The organism is Quisquiliibacterium transsilvanicum (genome assembly GCF_014202215.1).
Classification (GTDB): domain Bacteria; phylum Pseudomonadota; class Gammaproteobacteria; order Burkholderiales; family Burkholderiaceae_E; genus Quisquiliibacterium; species Quisquiliibacterium transsilvanicum.
Map to the genome: position 1 here is coordinate 78,747 of NZ_JACHGB010000007.1, position 14,245 is coordinate 92,991.

Annotated in this window: 11 protein-coding genes; 6 read left to right on the plus strand and 5 right to left on the minus strand. The window is 70.6% G+C overall.

All coding sequences use genetic code 11. The features are described from left to right. Positions 1-38 precede the first annotated feature (38 nt). The 3 genes from HNQ70_RS17420 to HNQ70_RS17430 all read left to right on the plus strand — a co-directional run bounded on the left by HNQ70_RS17420 (position 39) and on the right by HNQ70_RS17430 (position 5,781). Positions 39-1,334, plus strand: coding sequence for a dihydroorotase (locus tag HNQ70_RS17420; protein WP_183970152.1), 1,296 nt, complete (start codon positions 39-41; stop codon positions 1,332-1,334). Between the two features lie 2 nt (positions 1,335-1,336). Next, positions 1,337-2,152: a 1-acyl-sn-glycerol-3-phosphate acyltransferase gene (locus HNQ70_RS17425; protein WP_183970154.1), complete on the plus strand. Its 816-nt coding sequence runs from the start codon at positions 1,337-1,339 to the stop codon at positions 2,150-2,152. Between the two features lie 269 nt (positions 2,153-2,421). Further along, complete coding sequence (locus HNQ70_RS17430) at positions 2,422-5,781, plus strand: Calx-beta domain-containing protein (RefSeq protein ID WP_183970156.1); 3,360 nt, start codon at positions 2,422-2,424, stop codon at positions 5,779-5,781. An 87-nt stretch (positions 5,782-5,868) separates the two neighbouring features. Here HNQ70_RS17430 and HNQ70_RS17435 read toward each other — a convergent pair whose 3' ends face one another. The 4 genes from HNQ70_RS17435 to HNQ70_RS17450 form a co-directional block, all read right to left on the minus strand. Continuing rightward, complete coding sequence (locus HNQ70_RS17435) at positions 5,869-6,111, minus strand: hypothetical protein (protein ID WP_183970158.1); 243 nt, start codon at positions 6,109-6,111, stop codon at positions 5,869-5,871. Positions 6,112-6,220: 109 nt separating this feature from the next. Then, the gene (locus HNQ70_RS17440) at positions 6,221-7,063 is read right to left on the minus strand and encodes a symmetrical bis(5'-nucleosyl)-tetraphosphatase (protein ID WP_183970465.1); all 843 of its coding nucleotides are present in this window, start codon (positions 7,061-7,063) and stop codon (positions 6,221-6,223) included. Positions 7,064-7,131: 68 nt separating this feature from the next. Next, positions 7,132-8,250 (minus strand): glycosyltransferase family 4 protein, encoded by a 1,119-nt coding sequence (locus tag HNQ70_RS17445; protein WP_183970160.1) that lies wholly within the window; start codon positions 8,248-8,250, stop codon positions 7,132-7,134. Between the two features lie 18 nt (positions 8,251-8,268). Beyond that, entirely contained in the window at positions 8,269-9,123 is an 855-nt protein-coding gene (locus HNQ70_RS17450) for a glycosyltransferase (protein WP_246435068.1), read from the minus strand. Positions 9,124-9,278: 155 nt separating this feature from the next. On the opposite strand from HNQ70_RS17450, the gene HNQ70_RS17455 reads away from it, so the two are divergent. Genes HNQ70_RS17455 through HNQ70_RS17465 form a run of 3 tightly spaced genes read left to right on the plus strand, consistent with a single transcriptional unit; the run spans position 9,279 to position 13,043 of the window. Next, a complete protein-coding gene (locus HNQ70_RS17455) occupies positions 9,279-10,058 on the plus strand; it encodes an ABC transporter permease (RefSeq protein ID WP_183970162.1) in 780 nt (259 codons plus the stop codon). Next, complete coding sequence (locus tag HNQ70_RS17460; RefSeq protein WP_183970164.1) at positions 10,048-11,349, plus strand: ABC transporter ATP-binding protein; 1,302 nt, start codon at positions 10,048-10,050, stop codon at positions 11,347-11,349. Before HNQ70_RS17455 ends, HNQ70_RS17460 begins: the two co-directional genes overlap by 11 nt. Further along, positions 11,346-13,043: a methyltransferase domain-containing protein gene (locus tag HNQ70_RS17465; RefSeq protein WP_183970166.1), complete on the plus strand. Its 1,698-nt coding sequence runs from the start codon at positions 11,346-11,348 to the stop codon at positions 13,041-13,043. Before HNQ70_RS17460 ends, HNQ70_RS17465 begins: the two co-directional genes overlap by 4 nt. Here HNQ70_RS17465 and HNQ70_RS17470 read toward each other — a convergent pair. Then, positions 13,009-14,235 carry a glycosyltransferase family protein gene (locus tag HNQ70_RS17470; RefSeq protein ID WP_183970168.1) on the minus strand — a complete coding sequence of 409 codons (1,227 nt, stop codon included), beginning with the start codon at positions 14,233-14,235 and terminating at the stop codon, positions 13,009-13,011. The two genes, HNQ70_RS17465 and HNQ70_RS17470, sit on opposite strands and share 35 nt — an antisense overlap. Between the last annotated feature and the right edge of the window lie 10 nt (positions 14,236-14,245).

Consider the following 14,245-nt stretch of genomic DNA (forward strand, 5'->3'; position numbering starts at 1 on the left):
GCGGCCCCCTCCAGAACACTCTAGCAACGAAGCGACGCATGCGACTTTCGATCGTCAAGGGGCGGGTCGTCGACCCCGCCAGCGGACTGGACACCGTGGCGGACGTCCACCTGGCCGACGGCGTCATCGCCGCGATCGGCGACGCTCCCGCCGGCTTTGCACCGGACCGCGTGATCGACGCCGGCGGCCTGGTGGTGGCGCCCGGCCTGGTCGACCTCGCCGCGCGGCTGCGCGAGCCCGGCTTCGAATACCGGGCCACGCTGGAGTCCGAGATGCGGGCGGCGGTGGCCGGCGGCATCACCAGCCTGTCCTGCCCGCCGGACACCGACCCGCCGCTGGACGAGCCCGGCCTGGTGGAGATGCTCAAGCACCGTGCGCGCGGCCTGGACGGCGCGCGGCTCTATCCGCTGGGCGCGCTCACCGTGGGCCTCAAGGGCGAGATGGTGACCGAGATGGCCGAGCTCGCCGAGGCGGGCTGCGTGGGCTTCTCGCAGGCCGGCCAGATGATGACCGACACCCAGAACCTGCTGCGCGCGCTGCAGTACGCGCGCACCTTCGGCTACACCGCCTGGCTGCAGCCCGAGGACCCGCACCTGGCGCGCGGCGGCGTGGCGCACGCCGGCGCGGTGGCGGCGCGGCTGGGCCTGCCGGGCATTCCGGCGATCGCCGAGACCGTGGCGCTGCACATCCTCATCGAGCTGGTGCGCGCCACCGGCTGCCGCGTGCACTTGTGCCGGCTCTCGTCGGCCGCGGGCATCGGGCTGGTGCGCGCCGCCAAGGCCGAGGGCCTGCCGGTCAGCTGCGACGTCGCGGTCCACCACCTGCACCTGATCGACCTGGACATCGGCTTCTTCGACAGCCATTACCGGGTCTCGCCGCCCTTCCGCGGCCAGCGCGACCGCGATGCGATCCGCGCCGGCCTGGCCGACGGCACCATCGACGCGATCTGCTCCGACCACACGCCGGTGGACGATGACGCCAAGCTGCTGCCCTTCAGCGAGGCCGAGCCCGGCGTCACCGGACTGGAGCTGCTGCTGCCGCTCACACTCAAGTGGGCCGACGAGACCCGCACCCCGCTGGCGCAGGCGCTGGCCAAGGTGAGCAGCGCCAGCGCCGCCATCCTCGGCGTGGACGCCGGCCGCGTGGCCGTCGGCGCGCCGGCCGACCTCTGCCTGTTCGATCCCGGCGAGCACTGGGTGGTCGAGGCCGAGGGCCTGCTCAGCCAGGGCCGGCATTCCCCCTACCTGGGGCGCGAGGTATCCGGGCGCGCGCGGATGACGCTGGTCGGCGGGCGCATCGTGCACGAGCGCGCCGCCCCCGCCGGCGCGGCCTGAACGTGCTCGGCGCTGCGGCGCGGCGCACGCTGCGCCTGCCGATGGTCGTCGGCATGCTGTTCGCCGGCCTGTTCACAGTCACCGTGCTGTTTCCGCTCAGCCGCGAGGGCTTCAGGCGCGCGGCCATCCGGCACTGGTCCCGGGCGCTGCTGTGGTGCTGCGGGCTGGTGCTGCGCGAGCAGCCCGGCCCCGAAGCCCGGCCGCTGGGCGAGCTGCCGCGCGGGCGCATGCTGGTGGCCAACCATATCTCCTGGGTGGACATCTTCGCCATCAACTCGCTGTGCCCGGCCTCCTTCGTGGCCAAGGCCGAGATCGCGCGCTGGCCGCTGATCGGCACGCTGGTCGCCCGCACCGGCACGCTGTTCATCGAGCGCGGCAAGCGTCGCGCAGTGCACCGGATGATCGAGCACATCGACCGCAACCTGCAGGCCGGCGGCCGCGTTGCGGTCTTCCCCGAAGGCACCACCGGTGACGGGCGCTGCCTGCTGCCCTTTCACGCCAACCTCGTGCAGGCCGCGGTGGAGGCCCGCATCGACGTGGTGCCGGTGGGCGTGCGCTACGTCGACACCGGCGGCGCGCGCACCCAGGCGATCGACTACATCGGCGACATGAACTTCGTCGAGTCGCTGTGGCGCATCCTGGGCGCGGGCGGCCTGTGCTGCGAAGTGCACCCGCTGGCGCCGATCCCCGGCGACGCCGGCCTGTCGCGCCACGACGTGGCGGAACGGGCGCGCGCTGCGATCGCGGCGCGGCTGGGGGTGCCGCTGGAGGATGCGATGCCGGAGCGGATCAGGGCGCTGCGCTCCGCCGCAGGCTGATTCTTCCCGGCGCCGCGGTGCCTGGGCTTCGCTGGATCTCGCTGCCGGCACTCGCGGTCTGTCCCCCATTTTGGGGATGTTCAGTTGCCGCCTCATCCCTAGAATAGGGAAATGGCGCCTTGCCGGCGCCTCGGTTTTGCCTTCCTCCGCGCGCCCGCCCCCGCCCTCCCGGCGCGTCCGCCCCCGTTTCAGCGGCGGGTTCCGCCTGCGCCTCCCTGGCGCGTCCGGTCAGCGTCTCCTCGTCGTACAAGCCCCCCAGGAGGTTCCGCATGCCATACATCCACGCCGATCCGGTTGCCTTCAACGAAGGTTCGCCTTCGCTTACAGTCCGCGTGTACCTGGATGCGCCGTCGGTCAACGAGGTCCGGGTCAGCTACCAGGTCGATGGGGGCACCGCCTCGTACGCCGGTGGGACGCCGGACTACCAGTACCAGACCGGCACGTTGGTGTTCGCTCCGGGCCAGACCGAGCGCTTCATCGACATCGTCATGCTCGACGGCACGGCTGTGGAGCCCACCGAGGTGTTCTGGCTCGACCTGTACAGCCCGGTGAGCGCGACGATCGCCCAGCGCTACACGCCCATCGTCATCCACGACAACGACAGCAACCTGGGCGGCGCGCCGGCGATCACCGTGGGCGACGTCACCGTGGACGAGTCCTCCGGCAAGGCCAGCTTCTTCGTCTGGCTGGATCGGCCCTCGCCGGGCGGTGTCAGCGTGCAGTACGCCACCGTGCCGGGCAGCGCCACGGCCGGCGATGACTTCGTCGCGAAGTCCGGCACGCTGAGCTTCGCCGCCGGCAGCCGGGTTGCCACGGTCACGGTCGACCTGAACGACGACGCGCTGCCCGAGCGCGACGAGTCCTTCCAGTTGCAGCTGAGCGGCGCCGTGGGCGCCACCCTGGCGGAGCCCGTCGCCACGGCCACCGTCGGTCGCAACGACACCCCCCCGGTCAGCACCCCGTACATCTTCGCGACGCCCGCGGCTGCAAGCGAGGGCGACACCTTCATCGAGTTCGTGGTGCAGCTGAGCGCGCCGTCGGGCAACGAGGTGCTGGTCAGCTACCAGACCGACGCCAGCACGGCCTCGCACGCGGGCGCCACGCCGGACTACCAGTACCAGACCGGCGTGCTGGCGTTCGCGCCCGGCGAAACGACCAAGACGGTGCGGTTCACGCAACTGGACAACACCACAGCCGAGAGCAGCGAGGTGTTCTGGCTGGACCTGTACAGCCCGGTCAACGGCGTCGTCCTGCAGCGCCTCACCCCGGCCGTGATCGCCGACAACGACCAGCCGACCGGCACGCCGGTGGTTTCGGTCGGCGACATCGTCATCGACGAGACCGCGCACACCGCCACTTTCGTCGTCATGCTGGACCGCCCGTCCACCGGAACGGTGACCGTTGGCTACCAGGCGGTCGACGGCGCTGCCGCCGCCGGGCAGGACTTCACGCTGCCGGCGGGCACGCTGCGATTCGCGCCGGGCGAGACGCTGGAGACCGTCACGGTGCGCCTGACCGATGACGCCCTGGCCGAGCCGGACGAGCAGTTCAAGCTGGTGCTCACCGCGCCGCAGGGCGCCACGCTGGGCCGATCGGAAGCGCTGGCCATGATCGGCCGCAGCGACGACGCGCCGGTGAGCACGCCCTACCTCTCCGCCAAGCCCGTGGCGGCGGGCGAGGCCGACACCTTCATCGAGTTCGTGGTGCAGTTGAGCGCGCCGTCGAACAACGAGGTGCGGGTGAGCTACCAGGCCGACGCGGGCACGGCTTCGCACGCCGGCGCCACGCCGGACTACCAGTACCAGACCGGCGTGCTGGCGTTCGCGCCCGGCGAAACGACCAAGACGGTGCGGTTCACGCAACTGGACAACACCACTGCCGAGAACGGCGAGGTGTTCTGGCTGGACCTGTACAGCCCGGTCAACGCGATCGTCTCCCAGCGCTACGTGCCGGCGATCATCGTGGACAACGATGGCAGCACCGGCACGCCCGGCGTCCGGGTCAGCGACGTGGTCGCGGACGAACAGGCCCAGACCGTTAGTTTCTTCGTGACGCTGGACAAGTCCTCGACCAGCCTGGTCACGGTCGACTACGCGACCAGCGGCGGCAGCGCGCGCCAGGGGGACGACTACGCGGCTGCTTCGGGAACCCTTCGGTTCGTGCCGGGCCAGACAGTGCAGAAGGTCACCGTCAGCCTGCTGGACGACAACGTCGCCGAGCTGGCCGAGAGCTTCCATCTGGTGCTCGGAAACGCAGTCGGCGCGACGCTGGTCGACCCCTACGGCAAGGCGCTGATCGGCCGCAGCGACCTGGCGCCGGTGGCGGCGACGATGATCACCGCCTCGCCGATGGTGGTCAGCGAGGCCGACGGACTGGCCAGAATCCTGGTGCAGCTCGATGCGCCGTCGACGAACGAGGTGCGGGTCAGCTATCAGCTCGATGCCGGCACCGCCTCGCATGCCGGGGCCACGCCAGACTACCTGTACCAGACTGGCACGCTGGTGTTCGCCGCTGGCGAGACGATCAGGACGATCGCCATTGCGCTGCTGGATAACACCGTGGCCGAGCCCACCGAGGTCTTCAACCTCGACCTCTACAGTCCGGTCAACGCCACGATCGCCCAGCGCTACACGCCGATCACCATCGTCGACGACGACAGCGGTTTCCGGGCGCTCAGCCACGGCATCAGCGATGACGTCTACGAGGTGGCCACAGCCACCGATGCCGTCGTCGAGTCCGTCAACGGCGGCACCGACACCATCCGCACCGCGCTGAACGGCTACGTGCTGCCCGACAACGTAGAGCAGCTCCAGCTGCTCGGCACCGCCAACCTCAACGGCGCCGGCAACGCGCTGGACAACGTGCTGATGGGCAACGCCGGCAACAATCGCCTCGACGGCGGCGCCGGCAACGACACCGCGGCCTGGACCGGCAACGCGGCCAATTACCAGGTGAGCCGCTCAGGCAGCGACTGGATCGTCGCCGACCGCGTCGGCAACGCCGGCACTGACGTCGCGGTGAACATCGAGCGCCTGCAGTTCGCCGACCGCACCGTGGCGGTGGAGTCGAGCCCGCACGGCAGCTACGCCGACCTGCCCGAGGCGCTCTGGCACTTCTTCATCGTGGCCTTCGACGCGGCGCCGGGCGTCACTTACATGGACCAGCTGGCCGACGCCTCGCGCTTCGGCATGAGCGTGCGGCAGATCGTCGACGTCTTCACCAGCAAGTCGCAGTTCACCGAGGTCTATCCCGCAACGCTGAGCAACGCGCAGCTGGGCGTGGCGCTGGCCGAGAACATTATCAAGGACAGTGCCAGCCCGCAGGCGAAAGCCGAGGCGGCGACGCAGATCAGGGACTCGCTGGACTACGGCTGGACGGTGGGGCAGATGATCCACCAGGTGTTCGGCAACCTGGGGGCCAAGCCGTACGACGACCCCATCTGGGGTGGCACCGCGCTGCAGTTCCACAACCAGATCCAGGTGTCGAAGTACTACACCGAGGTGCTGAACCAGAGCACCACCGACCTGGCCACCTTGCGCGCGGTGATCGATCCGGTCACCCAGTTCAGCGACGTGTCCAGCGATGCGGCGCTGGCGACGCTGGTCGGGGTGGCGCTGTTCGATGCCTGAGCCTGCGCAGCGCGGCCGCGCGCCGCTGATGGACGTGCGCCGGGTCCAGCAGGGCGATCAGCACGTTCACGTCCAGAAGTGCGCGCATCAGACGCCTTCGGAGTCCCGCAGGCGGTCGATGGCATCGTTCGTGACGAGGGGGCCGCGGGCGGCGAAGGGCCGGAAGCCGTAGACGGAAACGGGCTCTTCCGCCTTGTGCGCGATGTCGGATCCGGTCAGTGCGCGGCGGGCCAGTTCGGAGAGAACCTGCCCTGCCGTCTTGCGTTCGCATCGCGCAAGCTCCTTGGCGGCAGCCAGCACCTCGTTGTCGATGTCCAGTGTGGTTCTCATGCGAGGCGCCTTCGTCTGGTGCAATGATGATCTGATGCGGAGACGATGCCAGAAAAATCCTCGCCGTGCCCTCGCCGCGCAGGGACGGCAGGCAGTGGCCCGAGGCGGACTACCGCGTCCTCTGCCCCGGCTTCTGCGCCTGCGGGCAGGCCAGGCTGAACACCTCGCGGTCGTCGAGCCGCACGCCGGTCAGCGCGCCGCCCCAGACGCAGCCGGTGTCCAGCGCGACCAGGTCCGGGCGCAGCACCAGGCCCAGCGTCGACCAGTGGCCGAACACCAGCGTGAGGCCGGCGCTGGCGCGGCCGGGCACGTCGAACCAGGGCAGGTGGCTGGGGGGCGCGCCGCCGGCGCCTTCCTTGGTGTGGAAGTCCATCGTGCCGTCGGGCGTGCAGAAGCGCAGCCGCGTCAGCGCGTTGACGATCACCCGCAGACGGTCCGCGCCGCGCAGCCCGTCGTCCCAGCGTGCCGGTTCGTTGCCGTACATCTTGCGCAGGAAACCGGTCCAGCGCGGGCCGGCCAGCACCTGCTGCACCTCGGCGGCGAGTTCCAGCGTGCGCTCGCCGCTCCACTGGGGCAGCACGCCCGCGTGCACCATCAGGTGACCGTTCTCCAGGTGGGCGAGCGGGCGGCGGCGCAGCCAGTCGATGAGCGCCTCCGCGTCGGGCGCGTCGAGGATCTCCTGCAGCGTGTCCGACCGGTGCGGCGGGCGGATGCCGGCCGCCACCGCAAGCAGGTGCAGGTCGTGGTTGCCCAGCACCGTCACCAGCCGCGCCTCGTTCGCCATCGCCCAGCGCAGGGTCTCCAGCGATTTCGGGCCGCGGTTGACCAGGTCGCCGGTGAGCCAGAGCCGCGCGGGGCGGCCGGCGGCGGCGTCGACGCGCGCGACCAGCGTCTCGAGGCAGTCGAAGCAGCCCTGGACGTCGCCGATCGCCACCGGCGCTTTGCCGTCGATCCAGCCGTGGCCGGCGGTCGCAGCGGCAGTCGCAGCGGTCCCATCCCCCTCCGGGCCGGACCGCGAGCTCACTTGTCGTCCCCCCGGTCGCGATCCCCGGGCCGGATGATCATCCAGCGCGGCACGCGCATCCGCGCGATGCGCACGTAGAGCCAGATGTAGGACGCGACGAACAGCAGCAGGAAGCCCGCCAGCACCAGCCCCTGGCCGTGGAAGATCACCGCGGGGATCACCGCCAGCGACGAGAGCACCCACAGGTAGGGCGAGGCGAAGGCGTTGCGCTGCTCGCGCGACTGGGGCTCTTCGGCGCCGACCGCCCAGCGCACCACGCGCCGGTAGATCAGGTGGTGCAGGTGGGCGGCGTCGGGCATGCCGGAGGCGTCGCCGCGCAGCACCTTGCGGCGCCAGATCGAGAACGCCACCTCCAGCAGCGGATAGGCCAGCAGCAGCGGCGGGAACCAGGCCGACACGCCCGGATTGCGCGCCACCAGCAGGATCGACAGCGCGCCGAGCAGGAAGCCCAGCAGGTAGGCGCCGCCGTCGCCCAGGAACAGGTGCGCCTTCGGGTAGTTCCAGAACTGGAAGCCGACCACGGCGCCGGCCGTCAGCAGGCTGGCCGACACGATCACCGGGTCGCCCACCTCGAGCCCGACGATCGCCAGCCCGCACAGCATCGCCAGGCAGACCATGCCGGCAAGGCCGTTGAGGCCATCGATCAGGTTGATTCCGTTGGTGACCGTGAGCATGCCCAGCACGGTGAGCAGGACGCCGACCCCGGGAATGGCCACCAGAGGATCCAGGAAAGGGATGTCCACCCTGGGGATGCGCAGGTCGAGCAGCAGCCAGCCCAGCAGCACGGCGACCGTCATCAGCGCCAGCCGCACCCGCGGATGCACGCGGCCGGTGAGATCCTCCAGGAAGCCGCCGGCGAAGGCCGGCAGCGCGCTGGCCAGCAGCAGCAGGATGACGCCGCCGATGGCGGGCGTCCTTGCCGAGACCGCCAGGCTGCCCAGTCCCATCGCCACCAGCACCGCCAGCCCGCCGATCCGGGGCACCGGCCGGGAATGCACCCGCCGCCGGTCGTGGACGTCCGCGTCCATGCCGAAGCGCTGCGCGAAATAGGCGATCCGCAGGATGACCAGCGAAACGAGCAGGGAGACCGCGAGCGCGATGCCGAAGGAAATCATGAGCGGTGCGTTGCCTGCCTAGTCCCGGCCCGGCGCGCGCATCGGCAGTGGCGCGCCTTCCGAGGCGATCAGTGCGCGATAGCGCCGCCAGGCGTCCGAGCGCCAGAGTCTCGTCATGCTGGCCAGGTGCCAGCCCAGGTGGCGCAGCGAGCGCCGGCTGGCCCGCCTGGCGTCGTGCACCACCACTGCGTCGCGAGCCTGGCGCAGCTGCCAGCCGGCCAGCCGCAGCCGCGCGCAGAGGTCGACGTCCTCGCAGTAGAGGTGATAGCGCTCATCGAAGCCGCCGATGGCCTCGAAGGCCTCGCTGCGGATCGCCAGGAACATGCCGGCATACCACTGCGGCGTTTCGCCGGACGGCGGCCCTGACGCTTCGCCGGAAGCCGGCTGAAGCGATTCGCCGGTTCCCGGATGGGGCGCCGTCGTGGGCGCGGCGCGGGAAGCTGCGCGCGCGAGCCCGCCCGGCAGGTAGCGGCGCAGCAGTGCTGCCGGCGTGGGCAGCGCGCGCGCGGAGTCCGCGACGCTGCCATCGGGCTCGCGCACCAGCGGCGCCACCAGCCCGACGCCGGGTGCGGCGGCGGCCAGCAGGGCGGGCAGCGGATCGGCGGGCAGCCGCAGGTCCGGATTGGCAACCACGAACCATTCACTGGCGCAGCGCGCGAAGGCTGCGTTGTGGTTCGCGCCGAAGCCGCGCGGCTGGGGGTTGTCGATCACCTCCAGCGTGGCGCCCGGATGCGCGCAGGCCGGCTGCCAGCGTTCGGGCAGGTTGCGGGTGATCACCACCCGGTCCAGCAGCGCGCCGGTGCGGGCGAGATCGTCGAGCATGCGCTGCGCGAGGTCGCCTTGTCGGTGGCTGACCAGTGATACGGTGAACAAGAGTGAAATCCTCAGCCCGGAGGGGCCAGGCGCCGCCGTGGGGCGCGATGCCGGGGCGTCGGCGCGCCAGGCCGGCCGGCAAGACCCGGTAGGATACATTAGCGGCCTTTCCGACCGAGCATGCGCGCAGCGGCCATCGCCCAGCGCGCCCATCGATGACTTCTCTTGCGTACCTGTACTGGCAGTGGCTCAGGCGCGACCTTGCCGGGCGCTACCGCGGCTCGCTGCTGGGGCTGGCCTGGCCGGTGCTGCAGCCGCTGTCGCAGATCCTGGTGTTCACCCTGGTCTTCCATCAGTTCATGCGGATGCGCTGGCCGGCCGCCGGCGGCGAAGGCAGCGCGCTCGACTACGCGCTGAACGTGTTCGCCGGCATGGCGGTGTTCAACTTCCTCGCCGAGGTGCTCAACCGCGCGCCCGCGGCCATCCTCGGCCAGCCCAACTTGGTCACCAAGGTGCGCTTCCCGCTGACGGTGCTGCCGGCGGTGATCGTCGGGGCCGCGGCGCTGCACCTGGTGGTGGGCGCGGTGGCGGTCTCGCTGGCGATGATCGCCTTCCGCGACGCCTCGGTGCTTGCGCTCCTGCTGCCGCTGTTCCTGCTGCCGATGCTGCTCTACGGGCTGGGGCTGGCGCTGGGGCTGGCGGCGCTGGGGGTCTACCTGCGCGACATCGCCCAGGTGATGCCGGCGCTCACCAGCCTGCTGATGTTCCTCACGCCGATCTTCTATCCGGCGACGCTGTTCCCCCCGGGGCTCGGCTTCGTGCTCCAGGCCAGCCCGCTGGCCTGGTCGGTGGAGGCCTTCCGCAAGCTGGCCATCGTCGGCGAGCTGCCTGGGCTGGGCGGCTTCGCTGCCCACCTGCTGGCCTCCGCCGTGGTGATGGCGGCCGGGGCGTTCGTGTTCGCGCGGCTGCGCAAAGGGTTCGCCGATGTCCTCTGAGAACGACGAGATCGCGATCGAGGTCGAGGGCGCCGGCAAGACCTACCGGATGTACGCGCACCCTTCGGACCGGCTCAAGCAGGCGTTCTTCCGCCGCCGCCGCTACTACACCGAGTTCGAGGCGCTGGAGAAAGTCGACTTCCGCCTGCGCCGCGGCGAGGCGATGGGAATCGTCGGCGTCAACGGCGCGGGCAAGTCCACGCTGCTGCAGCTGATCGCCGGCACCGTCGAGCCCAGCCGGGGCAGCGTGCGCACCCGCGGCCGGGTGGCGGCCCTGCTGGAGCTGGGCTCGGGCTTCAACCCGGAGTTCACCGGGCGCGAGAACATCTACCTCAACGCAGCCACCCTCGGGCTGTCCAAGCGCGAGATCGACGAGCGCGTGGATGCGATCATCGAGTTCGCCGGCGTCGGGCCGCACATCGACCAGCCGGTGAAGACCTACTCGAGCGGCATGTACGTGCGGCTGGCCTTCTCGATCGCCACCAGTGTCGACCCGGACGTGCTGATCGTCGACGAGGCGCTGTCGGTGGGGGATGGCGCGTTCAGGCGCCGCTCCTTCGACCGGATCATGCAGATCAAGGAGGGCGGCACGACGATCCTGTTCTGCTCGCACGCCCTCTATCAGGTCGAGGTGTTCTGCGACCGCGCGCTCTGGCTTCACCGCGGGCGGGTTCAGAAGATTGGCAAGGTGCCGGATGTCCTGCGCCCCTACCAGGAGTTTCTGGACGCCTATGTCAACGACATGAATGCCGAGCCCTTCCCGTCGAGTGGGGGGCTGCGCCCGGAAGATCGCTTGCCGGACGATTCCGCGGGCGGGCTGCCCCCCGCTGTGGCCGCACCGCGCGGTGAAGCGCGCATTCAGTCGGTACAGGTGCGGCTCGACGGGCAGCAGGGCACCGAGTTGCACGGCAGGTCCCTGGTGTCGCGCCTGGAAGTCGACATCGACTTCGTTTCCGACCCGAGCCTGCCCGCACCGACGGCAGCCCTGGTCCTCTCGAGCGAGAGCGGGAAGATCCTCGGCTCCTGCCTCTCGCTCACGCAGGGTGTGGTCGTCGAGAGGGGGCCCGACGGAGCGGGCGTAATCCGTGTGGCGGTGGATCGGATTCCGTTGAACAAGGGGCGCTACCGGGTTGGCGTGTATCTCTTCTGCGAGCGTGGCATCCATGGGTACGGGATGGCGGATCCGGTGGCCCACATCAGTCTTCATCATGGCGGCCCGGAGCAGGGGGCCTGGCTGCTGAATGCGGCCTGGGGCAGCGGCAACTCCGATTTTCTCGCGACCGGTCAATGAATTCAGGGCGTTCTTCCTCCTCCTCTGGCGGCGTGCTCGGCAAGGGCTTGCGCGCGCTGTGCCTGTGGCTGTGCAAGCGGCTTGCGCCGCGTGAGATCGGGGTCCTCTTCGAAAGGCTGCAGATCGCCCTCGCCGATGAGGATCCCAGGGTCGGTCACTACGCGCTGGAGTTCAACAACCCGCAGGCCCTGTGCTTCCTGATGGACGCCTATCCGGCCCTGCAAGGGATTTTCGCGACCTACCCTCGCATGGGGACCGTCCGGCTGCTCGACATCGGGCCGGCGTTCGGCGCTTCCGCCGGGCTGTTGTCGCAGATGCACCGCTCCCATTTCCTCGGTCCCAAGCTCGTCGTGGATGTCCTCGACATCTATGATTCGCGGCGGAAGTTCATCGAGATGAGCTACCCGCTGGTGAACTTCATGCATGCGAGCATCGAGAGCCTGCCCGGCGATGCCAAGTGGGATGTCGTCTATTGTTCGAATGCCATCGAGCACATGGAGAACCCCAGGGCGTTCGTGCAATCGGTGATGGCGCACACCAGCGGGTACGCCATGTTCCTCGCGCCCTACAACGAGGCGTTGCCCCTCTCGGAGGATCACCGGTCGCAGATCACCGAACAGACCTTCGATGGGTTCGCAGTGGAAGCGGTCAAGGTGTTCACCACTGCGGCCTGGCCGATGACCGCGGACGGCGTCCAGCGGCAGCAGATCCTCGTCGTGATCAAGGCGCAGGCACAGCGCGGGCTTGCCAGCGTCGCCGATGGCGGGGAGGGTCCGTCGCCGGCGCTTGCGTCGCGCGCCGCGGATCACTGGGACCGCTGGCAGGCGGCGCATGACGCGCAGCGCCCGCGCATGACCGACTGGGGCGACCATCCCGAGGTGCTGCGGCTGATCGGCGCCGAACTGCTCGGCTCCGCCGACACCAGCATCGTCGGTTTCCTGGCCGACAGGCTCGGCGCGCGGCAGGCTCATGCAATGAGCCTGTGCTGCGGCGACGGCAGCTTCGAGAAGGCCTTGCTCGCAGGCGGCGTGTTCCGGACGATCGAGGGGCTCGACATCTCCGAGGTGCGCATCGGGGCCGCGCGCGCCGCGGCCGGCGAGCAGCAGGGCAGGCTGACTTTCCGGGCCTGCGACATCGACGCCGCCGACTTCGGCGAAGCGGTGTGCGACGCGGTGGTGGCGAAGGCCGCGCTGCATCACCTGAGCCGGCTGGAGGAACTGTTCGATGGCATCGCGCGCTGCCTGCGTCCCGGCGGCGTGCTGGTCACGCTCGACTTCTTCGGCCCGACCCGCTTCCAGTGGACCGACCGCCAGCTCGACGAGGCCAACCGTTTCCTCGAGACCGAGGTTCCGGAGGAACTTCGCCGGCTGCCCGACGGCAGCCTCTACCGCGCCACCCGGCCAACGGTGCAGGAAATGATCGAGATGGATCCGTCGGAGGCGGTGCGCTCGGCCGACCTCCTGCCGCTGCTGAGGGAGCGCTTCGAGCCGGAACTGGACCTGCCGCTCGGCGGCACGCTGCTCAGCCTGATCCTGCACGGCAGCATCGTCGACAACTTCGAGCCGGGCAACGAGGCGCACGACGCGATCGTCCGCAAGGCCTTCGCGCTGGAGCGCCGCCTGATGGCCGAGGGCGCCATCGGCAGCGACTTCCGGCTGATCATCGCCCGGCCGAAGTCCGCGCCCACGCACTGAGCGGCTCGAAGCGGCGGGCCCAGGTGTTCTCTTCGCGGAAGGCCTGCACCTCGGCGGGGTCGGCCGCGTCACGCGCCAGCGCCGGAAGGTCCAGCTGGCCGAGCTCGTCGAGGAAGGCCACGCGCTCGCGCGCCCCGCGCAGCCGCATCTCGCCGAAGCGGGTGCTGAGCACCGGCAGCCCCATCGCGCGGTACTCGTAGTACTTGACCGGGTCGACGCACTCGGTGAGCGGGTCGATGCGGAAGGGGATCAGCCCGAAGGTGAAGTCCGCGAGCGCGTCGTAGACGCGGTCCTGCGGGATGCCGGGCAGCAGCTCGACGTTGGGGGGCAGGTGCGCGGGGCGATGCTCGCAGGGGCCGATCAGTCGGACCACCGCCTGCGGGAAGCGCTGCGCCAGCGCGATGACCGCGTCCCAGTCGAACCAGGCGGCGATCGCGCCGAGGTAGCCGAACACCGTGGCGCCGAGCGGCAAGTCGCCGCCGGGCTCATCTTGTGAGCTTGCGGCCTCCGGCTCCGTTGCCGACAGCGGCGGCCTTGCGGGTGGTGTCATCCCGTTGCGCACGCACAGCAGCTTGCCAGCATGTCCGGGGAAGTGCTGCGCCAGCGGCGTGGCCGAGACCACCAGCCGGTCGCAGCGCTCGGCGAGCTCCGCCTCGGCGCGCTCCAGCCAGCGGCGCGAGCGTCCGGATGCGAAAGCCGGTACGTTGTCCATCACGTCGAAGACCTTGAGCGCGCGCGGGTGCCGGCGGAACAGCTCGATCGCCAGCGCGCAGGGCTTGCCGGCGACGATCCAGGTCTGCGCGTGGTCCGGCGCGTGGAACCCGCCCAGGTCACTGATCTCGCCGGTTCCGCCGGCTCCGTCGATCCCGTCGATCCCGTCGATCCCGTCGATCCCGTCGAGCAATCCGCTCCAGAGCCGCCGGTTCAGCCAGCGCCCCGCTGCCAGCGGTTCGAAGGGCGGCGCGCGCGGCCGCAGCGTGCGGATCCACGGCGCGCCGCGCCAGTCCGGGCCCAGCGGCGGGCCGGCCGGCCGGCGCAGGCGCCGAAGGTCGGCCAGCCGCGGCAGCCGCGCCGGGTAGGGCTCGATCCAGGTCACCTGCGCGTCGAAGCGCTCGTGGAACCAGCGCACGAAGTGATGCGGCCGCTGCGCGAAGCTGGCCAGCGGCACGGGCGACAGGTAGACGAGGCGCATTTCGGCCGGA

Coding starts and splice junctions, on each gene's coding strand:
- HNQ70_RS17460 (WP_183970164.1), top strand. CDS start 10,048: ATGTCCTCTGAGAACGACGAGATCGCGATCGAGGTCGAGGGCGCCGGC.
- HNQ70_RS17435 (WP_183970158.1), bottom strand. CDS start 6,111: ATGAGAACCACACTGGACATCGACAACGAGGTGCTGGCTGCCGCCAAG.
- HNQ70_RS17420 (WP_183970152.1), top strand. CDS start 39: ATGCGACTTTCGATCGTCAAGGGGCGGGTCGTCGACCCCGCCAGCGGA.
- HNQ70_RS17465 (WP_183970166.1), top strand. CDS start 11,346: ATGAATTCAGGGCGTTCTTCCTCCTCCTCTGGCGGCGTGCTCGGCAAG.
- HNQ70_RS17430 (WP_183970156.1), top strand. CDS start 2,422: ATGCCATACATCCACGCCGATCCGGTTGCCTTCAACGAAGGTTCGCCT.
- HNQ70_RS17455 (WP_183970162.1), top strand. CDS start 9,279: ATGACTTCTCTTGCGTACCTGTACTGGCAGTGGCTCAGGCGCGACCTT.
- HNQ70_RS17470 (WP_183970168.1), bottom strand. CDS start 14,235: ATGCGCCTCGTCTACCTGTCGCCCGTGCCGCTGGCCAGCTTCGCGCAG.
- HNQ70_RS17445 (WP_183970160.1), bottom strand. CDS start 8,250: ATGATTTCCTTCGGCATCGCGCTCGCGGTCTCCCTGCTCGTTTCGCTG.